The organism is Sphingobacterium deserti (assembly GCF_000757725.1).
GTDB lineage: Bacteria > Bacteroidota > Bacteroidia > Sphingobacteriales > Sphingobacteriaceae > Sphingobacterium > Sphingobacterium deserti.
On sequence record NZ_JJMU01000060.1, the window covers coordinates 1 to 19,706 of the forward strand.

Here is a 19,706-nt window from a genome sequence, read left to right on the forward strand (position 1 = left end):
CCTTAATTAAACGAAATGTCGCATCAGTTTTGTTGCGTCTGTAGTCATTTGCCTGTGCACTATCTAATAAGGATGCAACAAAAATAAGCGACGGGGTTTTGAATACTTTTGCCCCTCAAAAGTATTTGCCTTGCCGCGGCATGCGGCGGAAGGGTTTAGCGTAGGATAATCCGTTTAGAAACTACATTACCCTAAAAAAGTATTTGCCCTGCCGCGGCATGCGGCGGAAGGGTTTAGCGTTGGAAAATCCGTTTAGAAACTACATTACCCTACAAAAGTATTTGCCTTGCCGCGGCATGCGGCGGAAAGGTTGTGCGTTGGACAATCCGTTTAGAAACTACATTACCCTCCAAAAGTATTTGCCCTGCCGCGGCATGCGGCGGAAGGGTTTAGCGTCGGACAACCCGTTTAAAAAATCATACTACCCTACAAAGTATTTGCCCTACAGCGGCATGCGGCGGAAGGGTTAGAGCGGAGGCCAAACCGCAAAAAAAAATTATCCTTTATTAAAAAACCTTCACTTTAACTTCACATAAACTTCATTTACTCTTAATGTAAAACCGATGGTACCCTTGGCGATTTCGGCAACTATAAGATGTATGCAGGACAAAAAAAGCGAATTGGAGGAACTAATTGATCGGTATGTGAAGGGGCAGCTCGACGCGGATGAAAAATTCCGTTTGGAACAGTGGATGCTGCAACTGGATATTTCCGACAGACAAACTACCATGCTCGAAGAAAGAAAGATTGCATTGAAACGTAGGATCGATGAACGCCTACTACCTGACGAGTCAAGGATCGTGCGTCGTATGCCACGCTATCGGCAGGCTATAGCCGTGGCGGCTTCCATCCTGTTAATCGCATTTGGAGGACGGGGGCTATTGCATGATGACAAAAAGACCAATCATACAGCTATGAATTTCAGCAAGGCGCGTACTTTACAGATCTCCGTTCCAGAGGAATACAGCGTTTTGAATACATCTGGACGGGACAGCACTTTTTACCTCTTGGATGGCACGCGCGTCCGTTTACTAGCCAACTCCCGACTGACATGGAAAGTGCCTTTTGAATCATACAGACGTGTATTGACACTGGAAGGCCGAGCCTTCTTCGACGTCGCGCACGATAGAAAACGTCCATTTTCTGTAGTATCGGCTAATATAGTGACCACCGCACTTGGAACATCCTTTTGGGTGGAGCAGCCAAGCAAGGGATCCAAACCACGCATTCGTTTGCTAGAGGGGAAGGTGGCTATTAAAGAGCAACAACAGGATGGGAGGGAAGTCCTGCTCGCCTACCTGAAGCCAGGCCAGCATTGGGAGGAGCAGATGCAGAAGGTCCAACCACTAGATGCAATTAAAGTCGCTACAGAAACAAAGCCAATAAAGCAACCTATAGCAGCATCACTATTTTTTCACCACAAACCGTTAACAGAAGTGTTGCCCGAACTGGCCTCTTTCTATGAAACGACGATCATATTCTCAGCAAAGGAATTGGCTGGCATGTCCTTCTATGGGAGCTACGATCATCAGCATCGTATCGAGCAGATTTTAAATACCATTTGCCTTGCGAATGATCTCACAATGCAATGGGATAAAGAAGAAAATAAATACACGATCCATAAAGTAGATTAACAGATAAAAAGCGAATAGGATTAACAGCCCAAAGTTGGGTTGTGGGACTTTATTATGCACAATTTTTAACATGAATATGCGATTATTTTTGACGAACAGTATACCAAGGAAAGGTATAATGCTGCTGCTAATGACATTGTCTTTAGCGAGCTGGGCTTTCGCCCAAGAGACGGGCCAAGTAGTGGTGATCGTGCAGGACGCGGAGTCCAAAAGTTTACCAAATGCCACAATTACGCTATCGAATAGTAAACTGGATAACTTTAAGCGAATAGGTTTATCCGACGAGCAGGGAAAAGCGGTTTTTGCAAGTCTAGTAGCTGATAGCAACTACTGTATCCAGGTAACTTTCACCGGTTTACAACCTCAACAGGAATGTCAGTATATTGTATCCGAGGGCAAGCGCTCCAGCGTCGTGATACAATTGCGAGATCCTATTTTAAATGATATGGATGAAGTGGTCGTGGTAGGCTATGGTACGCAAAAAAAGGTTAACCTATCTGGCGCCGTGGACTATATAAGTGGCGAGGTATTGGAAAGCCGTCCTATATCCAACATCGCACAGGGGTTGCAAGGTATTGCGCCCAACTTAAACGTACAGTTTAACTCTGGCGCACCCGGCGCTACACCCAATATCAACATCCGAGGGATCACCTCCATCAATGGTGGCGATCCGTTGATCTTGGTAGACAATGTTCCGGTGACGACAGCCGAGCTCATTCGTATCGCACCGCAAGACATCGAGTCCTTTTCGATCATTAAAGACGCATCGGCTGCGGCGATCTATGGCGCACGTGCCTCCTTCGGGGTTATCATTATCACGACGAAGGTGGGTAAGGGCGATGCGAAGGTCAGCTACAGCAATAACTTCACCTGGAATACGCCGACAGTAATGCCCGATAAAATAACGGATCCGTATGTATTTTCCCGCTTGTTGCAAACATCTACAGACAATACGCCTTGGAACAACGTAAATTATTCCGACCAGCATTACCAATACGCAAAGGAACGTTCGGACGACCCATCTATACCAGGTGTACGTATAAACCCATCCGACAGCAAATCGTGGGAGTACATGGGCGATCGGGATTGGACGCGCTATTTTCTTTCGGACTGGAATTCAGCGCAGACGCATGATTTATCGATTTCTGGCGCCGGCGAAAAGGTACAATACTACCTTAGTGGCAGCTATAACCGACAAAACTCGCCGGTAATATTAACAGATGACTACTTCGATCGGTATAATTTGCGGGCAAAAGTGAACTATAAACTGGCTGATTTCATCTCGTTTGGCAACAATACGGTGATTGGGAGTACACGACGACTGTCGCCATCTCGCATGGATTTAGCTGCTATTTATAATGTGTTCCCAACAAGCTATGACAAGAATCCGGATGGCACCTGGGCAAATACCAGCGTAGGCCGCCTTGCTGCGGAGATGGTTGATGGTGGAAAGGCCGATATAAAGCGAATGGATGTACAGTCAACTTTTAATACAGAGCTTCGCTTTTTTAAAAACATGTTCAAGATTAACGCAGACTATACGTTCCAGCGTAATTCGATGAACAGAAACGAATACCGAACCCAGTATAACATAGGTTTTGGGCCGGATGATGTGCGGAAAGAAGGAACCAGCGAAGCCTTCCGTGAGGCGGGATTTTCCTATTACAATGTATACAACATCTTCGGAACTTATGCACAAACATTTAACAAACATGCGATAGCGGCCGTGCTGGGGTTTAACCAAGAAAGCTTCCGCTATGAGCTGTTGGATATGCGTAGGCAAGGGTTAATCTCGGAGACTTACCCGACGATAGAGTTTGCGACGGGTACAACCAATGTTGGCGAAGGTATAGACACCTATGCGTTACGGGGCGCTTTCTATCGATTAAATTATACCTATGATGATAAATATATTGTGGAATTTAACGGGCGCTATGATGGATCTTCTCGCTTCCCCAAGGATAAGCGGTTTGGATTCTTTCCTTCGGGTTCTGTAGCCTGGCGTTTAGATCGTGAAAATTTTCTTCGCGATGTCAGCGCGATAAACTTGCTGAAGCTTCGCGCCTCATACGGCGCCCTGGGTAATCAATCCGTAAGTAACTATGGTTACCTCGCTTCCATGGCGAAGCAGAATTCCGAATACCTTATTGGCGGCGCACAGGCCATATATATCGATGTGCCCCCACTGGTTTCACCAAATTACACTTGGGAAGAGGTTAATACAATAAACGTTGGTTTAGATATGGCTATTTTAAAGAATAAACTGTCGGCGAGTTTTGATTATTACACGAGGGAAACCTTGGGTATGCTCACGATGGGGCGGGAGCTACCCAATGTACTGGGCGCGCTTGAGCCTAACGAAAATGCGGCAGATTTGCGGACGAATGGCTGGGAGCTGACGCTATCTTATCAAGATCGATTTGAACTGGCCGGATCGCCGCTTGGTTTTAACGCAAAAGTATTACTCTCTGATTCCTATTCGGAAATTACCCGCTTTGACAATCCCAATAACAGTATTACGAATTATTATAAAGGAATGCGCATGGGGGAAATATGGGGCTTAGAGAGCGACGGCTTTTTCACCAATACCGCGGAAATTGCCGCACTTGATCAATCGAGTATTATTCCTTGGGGAGCTTTGTCCATTGTACCGGGATGGCCTAAATATGTAGATCAGGATGGTAACGGTGTTATTGAAAAGGGATACACCGTAGGCGATACCAAAGATTTAAAAAGCATAGGCAACTCCACGCCACGCTATCAATTCGGTATTGACCTATCTGCGGATTGGAAAGGCTTTGATCTGCGGACATTTTTTCAGGGCATTGCGAAGCGGGATTACTACCCCATCGATTATTTATACTGGGGTGTCTACCAACAGCCCTATGGCAACTTTTATGGTCATTTGCTAGACTTTTACCGTGCGACTTCAGACACCGATGCAGAACGCGCTCGCCATTCGCAGAGCTACTTGAATTTAGGTCTTGCAGATCAAAATCTAGATGCCACCTATCCAGTTCTGCAATCTTGGTTGGCCGACAGGAACCTCGGAACGCGGATAGATCAGGCACAAGGCTTGGCCATTCCACAAACAAACTATTTACTAAATGCGGCTTATCTTCGGCTTAAGAATTTGACCGTGGGCTATACCTTGCCCAAAGCTTGGACTTCAAGAGCTAAAATTAGCCATGTGCGCCTATACCTAAGCGGCGAAAACTTGATCGAATGGTCGGCCGTTAAACGCTACTTCGATCCGGAAACCCTAAATGAAAACACCTATACCGATCCACAGGTAAGCCCAGAGCGCGTAGGTAATGGCCTTACCTATCCGTTTCAACGTAGCTTCTCCGGTGGAATTCAAGTAACCTTTTAATGTAAAGCATCATGAACAGATATATAAAAACAGCCCTTTTTGCCCTACTTTTTGCAAGCAGCAGTTGCAACGATGATTTTATGGATCGCATGTCGGAGACAGAAATAAATAGGGAAAGCTTTTTCAACACCGCAAATGATTTAGACCTCTTCATCATGGGGCTGTATGATTTTCCAGGCGTAGAAATCTACCAGGCAGACGCCACAACAGACAATGCCAGCAGCACCGGAAACATTGAAGTCAAGAACCTTATGGCCGGGAATGCAACAGCATCGACCATCACGACAGGTTGGGGGCATGACGATTGGGAGCAGCTACGCAAAGTAAATTTCTATTTGGCAAATATGGGCAAAGCACAGATCAGCGAAACGGAAAAAGCACATTATGAGGGGTTGGGACGATACTTCCGTGCGCGCTTCTACGTAGAAAAGGTGAAGCGCTTCTCGGATGTGCCCTGGGTAGATAAAGCGTTGGAAGTAGGCGACCAAGATTACCTTTTTGCAGGGCGGGATTCCCGAGAATTTGTGGTTGGTAAGATCCTGGAAGATTTTGAGTATGCGGCGCAGCACGTCAATCCGCAGGCTCCATTAGGAGCCGTGAACAAGTGGGTGGTGATGCAGGAATTTGGCCGATTTGCGCTCTACGAAGGTACCTATAGGAAATACCACAACGAACTGAATTTACAGGCTACAGCGAATGCACTTATTGAAAAGGCGTATAGCTTAAGTGACCAGATGATGCGGGAAGGTGGCTATGAAATCTATAATACGGGCAATCCATCAGCAGATTACGGTAACTTATTTTTCAGTGAAAGCTTGGATAATAATAAAGAGGTGGTCTTGGGGAGGTTTTACGCTAATAACGTGGTAAATGCCAGTGATTGGCCGGGTATGTTTGGCAATTATGAATACTATCCGCTACGCGATTTGGTTCAAACTTATTTAATGAAAGATGGCTCATTCTATTCAAGTCAGCCAGGCTTTGAGCGGTTTTCTTTCGTGCGGGAGTTTGCGGATCGCGATCCGCGATTGGCTCAGTCCTATGCTTATCCGGGTTGGGAACTCATCTACTCGCATACCTACGCGCAAGGCCCCGGCTTATACGTACAGCAGCTGGCGAAAAACTTCTCGGGTTACCACCAAATCAAAGGCTTTCAGAATGTCCTGAGTGTAGAAGCGCGTCGAAATTTGGATATTCCATTGTACCGATATGCAGAAGTTTTGCTAAATTTCGCGGAGGCAAAGGCAGAATTGGGTACGCTCACACAGGAAGATCTGCACCGCAGCATCAACCTATTGCGAAGAAGGGTAGACATGCCTGATCTAGCATTAGCACAAGCTATCGACCCGGCAATGTCGATCAAGCACCCGAACGTGGAAAGCACACAGCGTAATATGGTGCTGGAAGTACGCCGCGAACGCCGTGTAGAACTTGCGTTTGAAGGATTTCGTTTTGACGATTTGATGCGTTGGAATCTCGGAAAACTGTTGGAGAATAAGCGTGAGGGCATTTATTTCTCTGGGCTTGGCCAGCATGATATGACAGGTGACGGGGTGCCAGATATTGTTTTGCTTCCTGAATCGGCCACTATTCCTGCAGTAAAGGAGAAAAATAGCCTGGGGCGTGAATTGGTGTATTACCGAGCTGGTGGCTTTGGACAGGATGTAGGTGTGTTTTTATCACAAGGCAACAGCGGCACGGTGGAAACGATTGAACGGACCGGTACGTTCGAGGAACCGAAATACTATTATCGCCCAATTCCGCAGATTGAAATTCAATTAAATAATAACTTAAAACAAATATTCGGTTGGTAATGAAAAAAGTAAATAGACTATTGGGCTTACTGCTCAGCATTTTGCTGGGCAGCAGCATGGGCGCAAAAGCGCAGGACTTTAACGTGGCTTTCCTTACGGATATGCATATCCATAGCGATAGCACGTTGGGTGAAGTGAAAAAGCGGGTAACAAGATTACCCAAGGATGTGGATTTTATCCTAACTGGGGGCGACAATGTGGATATTGATAATCTACACGAAAGCGATATTCCAAAAGGCAAAGAGCGTATGCAACAGCTTAAAAACCTGCTTGATGCGAGCAAGAAGCCCTATCATTTGGCCATTGGCAATCACGATCGCCTGCCCGCCTCCATGCGTAACGGTAAAAATGATTTTGAGGTCTTTGAAGGTACTTTTGGAAAGCCTTTCTACAGTTTCGATCATAAAGGATGGACATTTATTGTGTTAAATAGCGTGGAAATACTGGATAAGCAATATGCTTTGAAAGAGGAACAATTGAACTGGCTTAAAGATTTGTTGAAACAAACCCCCGCAGATCGGCCAATCGTCGTGGTGACGCACGTGCCTTTCCTATCTGTCTACTATCCCGTGTTAGAAGGTCGCTATACCGGCGCAGATACCTTTGCAAACCAAAAGCAGGTTTTCGATATGTTTGAAAAACACAATTTAAAGCTGGTGCTGCAAGGCCATATGCATTTGTACGAAGAGATTAACGTAAAAGATGTACAATTTATTACAGCAGGCGCTGTCTCCGGCAATTGGTGGAATGGTGCTTTTCACGGTACCGCACCAGGGCATTTAGCATTGACGTTTAGGAAAAAATCATTTACCTGGAAGTATGTAAAATAAGGTAGCCATCCTAGCCTTTGACAGGATTGCTGTGCTTGCGCCTGTGCCGTGTACGCTTTTAGCGAATGCAGCACAGGCGCAACTCTTTTATACGGCATTGTCTATTGCATCTGATCGAATGCCTCGAAGCTTTTTTACTATCCGCTTTCCGATAACGCTACCGCTTTTTTAATCGGCTGATTTGTTGCAATCCTGTAAGTTATGCCTTTCCTTTACAGTAAATCAGTTTCTATAACAACTGATCAAATAACATAAACCATTAAGATTATGATACGTAAAAGTTATCTAAAAGAGCTCGGACCATGGGGGCTTTTATGTGTGTTGCTCCTGCTATCATCTCCTTTTGTTCAGGCGCAAGAAGCAGGTACAAAGCGCACGATTACCGTAACAGATAGCGAAGGGAAACTCCCGCTGCCCGGCGCTACGGTGACCAATCTCAAAACAAATGCATCAGGAACGACATCAGCAGCAGGAATTATTGATATGGACGCAGCTGTTGGCGATTCTATTTCGGTGCGGATGCTAGGCTACCTCAAAGCGACGGTGGCCGTAGGTGCTGACCTCCTGGTGAAAGTCGAACTTATCCAGGAACAAGAGACCATCGGCGAAGTTGTCGTCACCGCCTTGGGTATCAAGCGTGAAACAAGGGGACTCACGTTTGCCACGCAACAACTTGGTGCCGAAGCAGTAAACGACGTCCGTGATAATAGCGGAAACGTGATGACGAGCTTGACGGGAAAGGTTGCTGGCGCCACCGTTACTACTTCTTCTACCGGACCTGGAGCTGCTGTTAAGGTTGTCCTGCGCGGAAATAAATCTATCTCGGGAAATAACAACGCTTTGGTGGTGGTGGATGGTGTGCCTTATGACAACTCGCCGGGCGTGCAAGCTACCGGTACAACGCCGAATTATGGAACGAGCGACGGCGCTGCTAATATTAACCCGGACGATATTGAATCCGTGAACATCTTAAAAGGTCCTTCAGCAGCGGCGCTTTACGGTAGCCGTGCGGCCAACGGCGCTATTCTTATTACGACGAAGCAAGGGCGCTCCGGACGCTACCAAATCGATTACAATGGAAGCGCTTCCGTGGATCAGGTAAACATGCTCGCTCAATTTCAAAACACATACGGCCGAGGTAATGGCGGTGTCATAGGAACGAATGTGGGCGAAAGTTGGGGGGCAACAGGAACGACATATGCTGACAATGTGCGCAACGTATTTCAGAATGCAGCCACCTTCAACAACAGTATAAGTGCATATGGGGGTACAGAGAAAATTAATGGCTATATGTCTTACGCAAATAATAACATCGGGGGCATCACACCCGGAAATGATTTGAAAAGAAACACGGTAAATGTGCGGCTGAATACAGAACTAATTCCAAAATTGAAGACCGACATCAAGCTGACGTATATGAACCAGCAAATCGATAATCGGCCACGGCTGGGAGATATGGGGCTGCCCGTTGAAGCCTACATCATGCCGCGGGATATGAGCGACGAGGAAGCAGGGAATTTTGAAACTATAAACCCGGTTAATGGTCAGCCAAGGCGAGCCTACTGGTCTGGATCTACCTTGTATGACAATCCATACTGGAGTTTAAACCGTACAGCTGTAAACGAGGTACGTGATAGGATTACGGCATTGGGAAGCATTAACTACGAACTGACAGAGGGGTTGAGTTTTCTAGGACGCTACAGTTATGATAAATACAATGATGTCACATATGGTTCTTTTTACGATGGTACCGTTTCGCTTGGCGATGTGCGAACGGGTGGCAAATACTATGAGACACACACCAGCTATTGGGAACAGAATTTGGATCTCTTGGTTAATGGTAAACACAAATTAACCGATAATATTCAATTAAATTACAACTTGGGTACGAGTTTTCTTCGTCGAAATTACGACACCTTCCAAAATATGGCCAACGGGTTATCAATTCCGAACCAGTTTTCGCTGATGATGGCAACTACGCCAGAATTTTTATTGGTAAACAGGTATAACCGGCAATTAAATTCGATATATGCCAGCGCTCAGCTAGGTTTTTACGACAATATCTTTCTTGATCTAACTGCGCGCAACGATTGGTCATCCACCTTGCCCAGCCCGCATAGCTATTTTTACCCATCCGCAGGACTTTCGGTCGTATTCAACGAATGGTTGAATATGCCAAGCTGGGTAAATTTTGGCAAGCTACGTGCTTCCTACACGCAAGTCGGTAATGATCCTGCTCCCTATTTGTTAAATCAGCTCTATAACTTCACGCTGGGTGCACAACGAGGCTTTGTGTCAAGAAGTGCAACAAAAGCTATTCCCGACTTAAAACCGGAACAAACAAAGGCATTTGAATTGGGATTAGATATGAAGTTTTTTGATAACCGATTATCAATCGATGCAACCTATTACAAGAGCAATACCATTAATCAATTATTATTTTTAGCCTTACCCATGGCAAGCGGCTTCGGAAGGGAGTATATCAATGCCGGTAATATACAAAACAGAGGATTTGAAGTTCAACTCTCAGCGACGCCGATCCGTAAAGAGACGTTTTCGTGGGTGACGGATGTTAATTTTTCCACAAACCTAAATACGATTATTGAATTACACGAAACCACAAAGCGGGCAAACATCACCGATAATGCGAGGTATGCGACGGTGGTAGTAAATGAGGGCGAGCGTTATGGCGATTTATATGGACACGCCTGGGCGCGTGACGCCGCTACGGGTAAATTTATCGTAGATGCGCAGGGCCTGCCAGTAGTGGAGGCTAACAAAAAATTGGGAAACTTTAATCCGGATGCGTTGATTGGTTGGTCCAATAGCTTCACCTATAAAAACTTCACCTTGCGTGGCTTGATCGATGCGCGTATTGGCGGCGAGATTGTATCAGGTACCGCGGCTTACCTTGGCGCTTTTGGTGTAGCGGATTTTACGGAGCAACATCGCGACGGAAACTGGGTGATCGATGCGGTAACCGCACATGGGCAAGCGAATACCACGGCTATAACTGCACAACAATTCTGGACAGCGGTATCACAAGCTGGACGGGACGGCTGGGGAGAGTTTTTTACCTACGATATGACCAATGTTAGAATGCGTGAACTGGCATTAACCTACAAATTTAATCTGGAATCAATAAAAGCCATCAAGGCAGCACAGGTATCGCTCACCGGGCGTAACTTGTTTTTCTTCTACCGCGGTAAATCGAAGTTGGATATTCCGGGTTTAGGAAAGCTAGATAATCCTATCGATCCGGAAGGAGCCTTGGGTGCGGGAAACTACCAAGGGGTGGAGGTCGGCTTGCCGCCTGCCGTGAGAACATTCGGCCTAAATGTAAAATTAACCTTTTAATCGACTACGAACATGAAAAGACATAGCTTATACGCGCTTTTTGTAGCCTTATCGCTTACAGGATGCACAAAAAGTTTCGAGGATTATAATACAGACCCAAATAATTTAACGGAAGTAGGCGAGCGTGAGCGTCCATTTATGTTTGCGAAGGCACAGTCTTCCGCAGCGATGAACCGCTCGTTTTACCAAACGGTTCAAAACCTAGGCCCAGATCTTTACGCGCAATATTTTGCCCTCACTACAACATCTTTTACCACAGACAGGTACCAGCTTGTGCCCGACTGGCAACGCCGTTTTTGGACGGTTGTGTATGTAGATACGGCACCTCAGCTAAAAAGTATTTTAGATAACGTGGAGCCCAATTCTGGCGAAAGCGCTTTGGCAAATATCCTTTGGGTATATGCTTTTCACCGCCTTACCGATCAGTTTGGGCCGGTGCCCTACTTTGCAGCGGCAGAACCACAACAATCTATTCCCTACGATGCGATGGACCAAATTTACGATGATTTCTTTGTGCGACTCGGAGCAGCAGTAGATGCCCTGCAGGCATTGCCAGCCGATACACGGATCTACCAAGGGTACGAACTGATGTATGATGGTAATATCCAAAATTGGATTTCCTTTGCCAATTCACTCCGTCTGCGCCTAGCGCTGCGCATTTCGAAAATAGATCCCACGCGGGCGAGGGCAGAAGCTGAGGCTGCGGTAGCAGCAGGAGTGATGCTCGGGAATGAACAAAATGCATCGTTACTTAAATCTCTAAATGGAAACGACACGAATGGCTTGTCGCAGGTCGGGGCTTGGAACGAATTTTCGATGAGTTCTACAATAGCATCTTATTTGAAAGGATATGAGGATCCACGATTAGCGATTTACTTTCAACCTAGCTTTGCTACCCGTACCTACAGCAGCCTGCGGAATGGGATAAGCGCCGCGGATCTAGGAAATGTTCGGAATCAAGCCGCTGCCAACTCCAATATTGGAACCTACTGGGTGCAGTACAACGGTGATGTGCCGACGGGTATGCTTGTACAACGCTTCCACGTCATGGCAGCTGCAGAATCGTATTTCCTGCGTGCCGAGGGTGCGCTAAATGGCTGGAATATGGGCGGGGACGCCCGTCAGCTTTACGAAGAAGGGATACGCACCAGTATGGCGCAATGGGGAATAAACGATGGTACCGCGGTTGAGGGGTACATCGCTTCAGGAAGTACACCCGTTGCTCCGGAAGATTTTCATAACTCGCCGGCAGTAGGTACCACGCCCATCGCTTGGTCTGCCGATGCGACGGTACAGCGCGCGCAGATTGGCGTGCAAAAGTGGTTAGCTATTTTTCCGGACGGCATGGAGGCTTGGGCAGAGTTTCGCCGGTCGGGCTACCCTGCCATGTATAATTTAATTGTGTCTAACAATGCTGATTTGCCTGTCGGTAATTTTATAAACCGCCTGCCTTATCCGTTAACCGAACAAACGAATAATCTGACCGAATTACAACGCGGACGGGCTTTGCTTGGCGGTACCGACAATGCGGCTACCAAACTGTGGTGGGATGTGGATTGATATTGGCGCGCCGGAACTTGCGGAATTGAAGCATTGGGTAGATAGAAAATATGCCCAGCTAATAACGCAACGCAAATGGAAAGGCAAGAGGCAATCTATGGCATCGCTTTTAAACGATTTGCTTTTGCTTGATGAGATGCCACTGGCAACGCTCGAAACAGCAGTGCTGCGGGAAACCGACCATACAGACTACGCCATTCGTACACTCGTTTTTCAAAGTCAGAACGGAGTTTTCCTTCCGGCTAATCTTTACATACCAAAAGGTGTCGGTCCGTTTCCTGCCATCTTAAACAGCCACGGACACTGGGATGGCGGAAAGGCGGGCGATATTGTGCAGCAGATGGCACAGCGTATGGTACGTGCAGGGTACGTCGTACTGTGTATAGATGCTTGGGGAGGAGGGGAGCGTGGAAGCCAGCAGAAAGAAGAATATCATGGCGGAAATCTGGGCGCTGCACTTTTTGATGTAGGGACATCCTTGCTCGCGGTGCAGCTGCTGGACAACAAGCAAGCGATCAATCTACTTTGCAGTTTGCCCTTCGTAGATACAAGCCGTATTGGCGCTGTCGGAGCAAGCGGAGGAGGCAATCAAACACTGTGGATCACGGCTTACGATGAGCGGATAAAAGCGGCCGTGCCTGTAGTCAGTGTAGGCACCTTTGAAGGTTATCTGTTACAGCGAAATTGCGTTTGCGAGTTATTGCCAAATGGCTTAGCTGTCCTGGAAGCAAAAGATCTGCTCAGTCGCATAGCTCCGAGATGTGTGCACATACTATCTGCTACTCGCGAAGATATTCCTGCTTTTCAGCCTTCGCAGATGCTCCGCGCCTACGAAGAAGCACATGCGGAACAAGTGAACAAATTTGGCAATTCCTATCTTAGCTATAAGCTCTTTGACGAGGGACACGATTTCTCGGTCGCCATGCAGGCGGAAGCACTAGACTTCTTTAACGAAAAATTCGCTTGGCCTAGCGAAGGAGCTGCTGACACCTATAGCCGTAATGAGCGCGCAACGCTCAATGCGCGGATACCCTTAGAAGTTCACTTCACGCTAGCGGGAACAATGGATTACGTACAAGATCGACATGAGCAGATGCGGGCTTACCTAATGAGCAAAGTTGAGCTTGTTGAAGATGTGCTGTTGACAGCACTTCATAAATCCTTGAACGTTGATGACAATCTAGCCATCGACCATGTTGAACATACAGTTTCTGGTAGAGCTGGCTGGAGCAAGATCATACTCACGACAAGTGATGAACAGAACCTTCACTTGTTAACGAAAGAGGGTACGCCAAGCCTTCCAACGCAATTAATACTCCCGGCAATGGGGATGGCTTCGATTAGCGAAGAAGAAATGGTGTCCTTTACAACCTATGAAGGGACAGTCGTGCTGATGGACGTTTTTGGTGTTCGCGCACAGCAAACAGTGCCAATGGCTGCGCTGGACGAAGATTTGCCGGCGTTCCATAGTTTAGCACGTACCCTGATGTGGTTGGGCGAAACGCTGGTCGGCAGGTGGGTGTCTGAGATTCGGCTCGTGGTAGACTTTCTTCGTGAGAAGCAATCGGCAGTTATACAGCTCATCGCGAACAGGGAGACTACGCTAGCGGCACTTTGTTATCAAGCGCTTTATCGCGGCGCAGCGCAAATGAAGCTGACGGAATTGCCGCTCAGCCTGATGCCACAGCGAACGGATTTAGCAACAAAGCCATTAAATATGGCTGTACATATTCCCGGTATTATCAGCTGGGGCGATGTGTCTATGTTACGGGCGCTGATCGACATACCAGTGCTCATACAGCAGCCTATCGATAGCGCTGGGCAAGCAGTGCACGGCAAACAGATCGACGATCTAGCCGACTGGACATCATCCTTAAAAAATAAAATACGAAAATGAGTTTAACGAAATCAACCAACTATTTATATGGCAACAGATAGAAGATCATTTTTAAAGTTATCTGCAATGGCGGGACTGGGCATGGTCGCTGCGAATGGATGTAAGGTAGCAGACCATGAACAAGGGGAGGGCACACTAGCAACTATCTTAAAAGAGGCTCAAAAAGAATACAAGCCGATTTTTAATATGTCTGGCTACCGCGCGCCCGCGTTGGAACGCGTGCGTTTAGGTTTTATCGGCGTAGGAAACAGAGGCGCCGCCGCCGTGGAACGCATGAGTAGAATCGATGCTGTGGACATTCAAGGCATCTGTGACGTTCGGCCAGAGAAGGCCGAAGAGGCTAAAAAGCGGATTGTTGGCGGAAGCCATGAAGCGAAGGTTTATGCAGACAGTGAGCAATCGTGGAAGGAGATGTGCGATCGGGAGGATATTGATCTCATCTATGTGGCGACCCATTGGGCGCTTCATGCGGATATGGCGGTGTATGCTATGGAGCATGGCAAGCACGTAGCGCTAGAGATTCCCGCGGCGACAACCGTCGAAGATTGCTGGCGACTGGTGATGACCAGCGAAAAAACGAAAAAGCACTGTGTTATCCTCGAAAACTGCTGTTACGACTTTTTTGAACTGCTCACGCTCAACTTGGCGCGACAAGGATTCTTTGGGGACATCGTGCATTGCGAAGGCGCCTACATCCATGATATCCTGAACAGCTTTTTTGAGAAGGACGCCCGTTACGATCTATGGCGTTTAAAAGAAAACGCAGAGCGCAATGGCAACTTGTATCCTACGCATGGGATTGGCCCCATCTGCCAGATCCTGAAGATTAACCGCGGTGATAAAATGGAATACATGACCTCGATGGCGTCAAGGGATTTCTCACTCGGAAAAAAAGCTAAAGAAGTGGCGGCGACTGATGAAAGCTTTCAGGCTTATGTCGATAAGCCATTCCGCGGAAACATGAACGTATCATCGATAGCAACAAGCAGCGGTAGCACCATGATGTTGCAGCATGATGTGAGCACGCCACGACCATATTCAAGGATTCATTTGGTAAGCGGTACCAAAGCCTTCGCGCAGAAGTATCCGCTGCCGGGGAAGATCGCCGTTGGGCATGAAGATTTCTTGGATGAGGAAGCTATGCGAAAATTGGAAGAGCAGTACACGCCCAATATCGTGAAGCAGATCGGAGAATTGGCAAAACGTATAGGCGGGCACGGCGGAATGGATTTTATGATGGATTGGCGGTTGATAGATTGCTTGCGAAATGGGCTTCCTGTAGATATGGATGTGTACGATGCGGCCTCCTGGAGCGTGATAGGCCCTTTAAGCGAATGGTCCGTGGCCAACGGTTCGCAACCCATCGCTATTCCAGATTTCACGATGGGCAGATGGAAAGAAAATAAGGTGCATGAAATAAATTTAGAGTCGGGCGGAACGACAAAGGTGATTAACAATAATTAATAGAAATTCTAAACGAATAAAACTGTGGAAATTCAAACTTACGAAACACGCGAGGCGCTGGGGAAGGCGGCCGGACAAAAAGGCGCGCAACAAATCAAAGCGGCGATAGAAAAAAATGGGGAAGCAAATATCATTCTAGCAACAGGACAAAGCCAGTTTGAAACGATTGAAACGCTAGTAGCGGATAAGACCATAGACTGGTCGAAAGTGCGCATGTTCCATTTGGACGAATATATCGGGATGTCTATCGCGCACAAAGCCAGCTTCCGAAAATACCTGACGGAACGTTTCTTAGACCAGGTATCGCCTTTAGAGGAAGCAATTTTGATCAATGGTGAAGGCGATGCGCAGGAGGAATGCAAGCGCCTGGCGAAAGCGATAGCTGCGCATCCTATTGACGTAGCCTTCGTGGGCATTGGAGAAAATGGCCACTTAGCGTTTAACGATCCGCCAGCAGATTTTGATAATGAGCAGGCCTACCTCGTTGTTGACCTCGATACGCAGTGTCGGCAACAGCAGTTGGGTGAGGGTTGGTTCAGTGCATTAGAAGAAGTACCGCTACAGGCCATATCCATGTCCATTAAACAAATTATGAAATCGAAACATATCATCTGTTCCGTGCCTGATGAGCGGAAGGCACAAGCGGTAAAGGATTGTTTGCAAGGTGAGGTGAGCAATTTAAATCCGGCCAGCATTTTACAGCAACACCCGGATTGTGTCTGCTATCTCGATAAGGAATCCGCTTCGTTAATATAGGAAGATGATATAATAGTGATTGCCAAGCGTCAAACAGGAAGCATATACATAGGAATCTGCCCGATGGCGGATGGTTATTTAAAAACAAACGGTGTGCGCAACCAACGCATGAAATGTAATGGAAGAATGAAAAATGAGCAGCTTTTGACGGCGAAAGCCAAGCGCGATAACTGGATCGGCGTAGGGATTTTAGGAATGATGTTTTTTACCTTTGGCTTTGTGTCTTGGGTAAACGCCATACTCATTCCTTATTTCAAGATTGCCTGCGAGTTGACCAACTTCCAATCCTATCTCGTTGCTTTTGCGTTTTACATCTCTTATCTCCTGATGTCGATGCCCTCTTCGTACTTGTTAAAAGTAGTGGGTTATAAGCGGGGCATCGTCATTGGGTTTTGGATTATGGCGGCGGGGGCGCTACTCTTTGTGCCAGCGGCTTATGGGCGTACGTATCCGGTTTTTTTGCTGGGACTTTTTACCCTGGGCACAGGCTTGGCCATTTTGCAGACGGTTGCTAATCTCTATGTCACCCTGATTGGTGATCGGGAGCGTGCTGCACAACGGATTAGTATAATGGGCATATGCAACAAAGGGGCTGGGATCTTAGCCCCTTTAGTTTTCTCCTGGGCCGTATTTCGCGCCAGCGATCAAGAGCTGTTTCTACAAATTCCGCTGCTGGAAGATGTGCAACGCGGTATTGTGCTGGACGAGCTGATCCTGCGCGTGGTGGCTCCATATAGCGTATTGGCGATGTTATTATTCTTGATCGGTGTATGTATTTGGTTTTCGCCATTGCCCGAGATTTCGCAAAAGACCGAAGATCAACGCGAAAAGCGGACAAGCTTATGGCAGTTTCCACATCTTGTTCTTGGTGCGATAGCCATATTTCTACACGTCGGTACGCAAGTCATCGCTATTGATACGGTTATCAATTATGCCGGAGCCATGGGACTATCACTTTTGGAAGCAAAAGCGCTACCATCCTATACCCTCAGTGCAACCATTATGGGCTACCTATTTGGGATTTTCTTGATCCCGCGATTTGTGAAACAGAAATTAATGTTGCGTTTGTGCTCCTTGCTTGGCCTTACCTTTTCATTACTGGTTTGCTTAACAAATGTCCCTGTTTATCTGGCCGGGATGAACCTTGATAGCTCCATTTGGTTTTTGATAGCAATTGGTTTGCCGAATGCGTTGATATGGGCCGGTATATGGCCTTTGGCATTGGACGGGTTGGGGGATCTCGCCAAGCAAGGGTCCGCTTTGCTCATTATGGGGCTCAGTGGGAATGCGATCATTCCCATGCTTTACGGCTGGATGGCTGATGTCAGCAGCGAACGGAATGCCTATTGGGTATTAGTGCCCTGTTTTGCTTATATTGTGTTTTATGCGTTTTGGGGTCATCGCTACAGAACGTGGTCAACTTAAAATCATGCTATGGTTACGATTATACATGCGAACATCATAACGCCATCCCACATTATCGAAGATGGTACGCTTATCTTTGACAAGGGTATCATCACCGCTATCCAAGAAAAATCTGTTGCTTCTGAAAAAGATTCGCTTGGCGAAGTTTGGGACGCGCAAGGGCAATACCTGTCGCCGGGCTTTATTGATATTCATGTGCACGGCGGCGGTGGGGCAGACTTTATGGATAATAGCGTAGATGCTTTTTTGCAAGTGGCCGAAACGCATGCGCGGTACGGTACGACAGCGATGCTGCCTACGACGCTGACGAGCGACAAACAACAACTGTGGAACACCTTCACGGTATACGAGCAAGCGCGCAAAGAAAACATCCGAGGGGCGCAATTTCTAGGCTTACACTTAGAAGGTCCTTATTTTGCCATGAACCAGCGGGGGGCGCAAGACCCCAAATATATTCGAGATCCAGACCCTGATGAATACCAGCCTATCCTGAAGAAGTATGGTCATTTGATCGCGCGATGGAGTGCGGCACCGGAATTGCCTGGCGCGGATGCGTTTGGGAAAGCTGTTACCGATGCCGGTATTCTGTTGGCTTTAGCGCATACAGATGCACTTTATGAGGATATTCTTCGCGGGTTGGAAAGCGGGTATAAGCTAGCTACCCATTTTTACTCGGGCATGTCAGGAATGATCCGGAAAAATGCTTACCGCTATGCTGGCGCTATTGAATCGTGTCTATTGCTTGATGAAATTGATGTAGAGATCATCGCTGATGGCGTGCATCTTCCCGATCCATTCTTAAAGCTTATACTCAAAGTGAAGGGCGTCGATCACATTACCCTGATTACCGACGCCATGCGTGCAGCAGGTATGCCCGAAGGGAATAGTATTCTGGGTGGGCTTGACACCGGTTTGCCTGTTATTGTGGAGGATGGCGTCGCTAAATTGCCAGACCGTTCATCCTTTGCAGGAAGTGTCGGCACTGCAGATCGATTGCTTCGGACGATGCTCGCTACGGGCGTCGTAAGTCTGGTCGACGCCGTAAAGATGCTAACGCTAAATCCTGCAAAGCTGCTGCGTGTAGATCATGAACGAGGTTGCATTGCTAAAGGTATGCGGGCTGACTTGGTCTTGTTTGATGAACATATCAACATTAATAAAACAATTGTGGGCGGGCGCACGGTCTATTCGGCCTCATAAGAACCCACCGAATCGCGTTCGATAAGGGTGCAAGGGAGTACGATTTCGTGCGCTTCAAAGCTGCGGTTTTTGATATGCTTTATCAATAAACGGCAGCTCTGCCGACCGATCTCGAAAGCAGGTTCTTCGATAGTAGTCAGGTTGGGTTCTATAATCGTTGCTATAGGGTCGTTGGTAAACCCGATGACACCGACGCTCTTGCCGACAGCCAATTGCGCGCGTTTCAATGTTTGAATTGCGCCCACCGCTTTCCGATCGTTCACAGCAAAAATGCCGTTCGGTGGATTTGGTAAGGCGAGGAGCTTTTCCGTATCCGCTTGTCCATCCTGCTGACTAAAGTCAGAAAACACAATATACTCCTCAATGATAGGAATTGCTGCCTCTGATAGCGCGGTA

At 47.2% G+C, this 19,706-nt stretch carries 12 protein-coding genes; 11 read left to right on the forward strand and 1 reads right to left on the reverse strand.

Annotated features, from left to right (window positions below; translation table 11 throughout):
- Positions 1-599: 599 nt before the first annotated feature.
- From DI53_RS15420 to nagA, 11 genes are all read left to right on the forward strand, one after another.
- Positions 600-1,634, forward strand: a complete 1,035-nt coding sequence (locus DI53_RS15420; RefSeq protein WP_169741998.1) for a FecR family protein — start codon at positions 600-602, stop codon at positions 1,632-1,634.
- Between the two features lie 130 nt (positions 1,635-1,764).
- Positions 1,765-5,007 (forward strand): SusC/RagA family TonB-linked outer membrane protein, encoded by a 3,243-nt coding sequence (locus DI53_RS15425; protein WP_241462447.1) that lies wholly within the window; start codon positions 1,765-1,767, stop codon positions 5,005-5,007.
- A gap of 11 nt (positions 5,008-5,018) precedes the next feature.
- Positions 5,019-6,821, forward strand: a complete 1,803-nt coding sequence (locus DI53_RS15430; RefSeq protein ID WP_037501701.1) for a RagB/SusD family nutrient uptake outer membrane protein — start codon at positions 5,019-5,021, stop codon at positions 6,819-6,821.
- Complete coding sequence (locus tag DI53_RS15435) at positions 6,821-7,651, forward strand: metallophosphoesterase family protein (protein ID WP_052072463.1); 831 nt, start codon at positions 6,821-6,823, stop codon at positions 7,649-7,651. Before DI53_RS15430 ends, DI53_RS15435 begins: the two co-directional genes overlap by 1 nt.
- 267 nt (positions 7,652-7,918) lie before the next feature.
- Complete coding sequence (locus DI53_RS15440; RefSeq protein ID WP_037501704.1) at positions 7,919-11,008, forward strand: SusC/RagA family TonB-linked outer membrane protein; 3,090 nt, start codon at positions 7,919-7,921, stop codon at positions 11,006-11,008.
- 12 nt (positions 11,009-11,020) lie between these two features.
- Complete coding sequence (locus tag DI53_RS15445; protein WP_037501706.1) at positions 11,021-12,568, forward strand: SusD/RagB family nutrient-binding outer membrane lipoprotein; 1,548 nt, start codon at positions 11,021-11,023, stop codon at positions 12,566-12,568.
- Positions 12,558-14,465 carry an alpha/beta hydrolase family protein gene (locus DI53_RS15450; protein WP_157836788.1) on the forward strand — a complete coding sequence of 636 codons (1,908 nt, stop codon included), beginning with the start codon at positions 12,558-12,560 and terminating at the stop codon, positions 14,463-14,465. Before DI53_RS15445 ends, DI53_RS15450 begins: the two co-directional genes overlap by 11 nt.
- 27 nt (positions 14,466-14,492) lie before the next feature.
- Entirely contained in the window at positions 14,493-15,929 is a 1,437-nt protein-coding gene (locus tag DI53_RS15455) for a Gfo/Idh/MocA family protein (RefSeq protein WP_037501710.1), read from the forward strand.
- A gap of 24 nt (positions 15,930-15,953) precedes the next feature.
- Positions 15,954-16,685 (forward strand): glucosamine-6-phosphate deaminase, encoded by a 732-nt coding sequence (locus DI53_RS15460; protein WP_037501711.1) that lies wholly within the window; start codon positions 15,954-15,956, stop codon positions 16,683-16,685.
- A 126-nt stretch (positions 16,686-16,811) separates the two neighbouring features.
- Positions 16,812-18,110, forward strand: a complete 1,299-nt coding sequence (locus DI53_RS15465) for a sugar MFS transporter (protein WP_037501720.1) — start codon at positions 16,812-16,814, stop codon at positions 18,108-18,110.
- A gap of 9 nt (positions 18,111-18,119) precedes the next feature.
- Complete coding sequence (gene nagA / locus DI53_RS15470) at positions 18,120-19,310, forward strand: N-acetylglucosamine-6-phosphate deacetylase (protein ID WP_037501713.1); 1,191 nt, start codon at positions 18,120-18,122, stop codon at positions 19,308-19,310.
- Here nagA and DI53_RS15475 read toward each other — a convergent pair.
- Positions 19,295-19,706: LacI family DNA-binding transcriptional regulator (locus DI53_RS15475; protein WP_037501715.1), on the reverse strand; the 412-nt coding region annotated here is incomplete at its 5' end. The genes nagA and DI53_RS15475 overlap by 16 nt on opposite strands.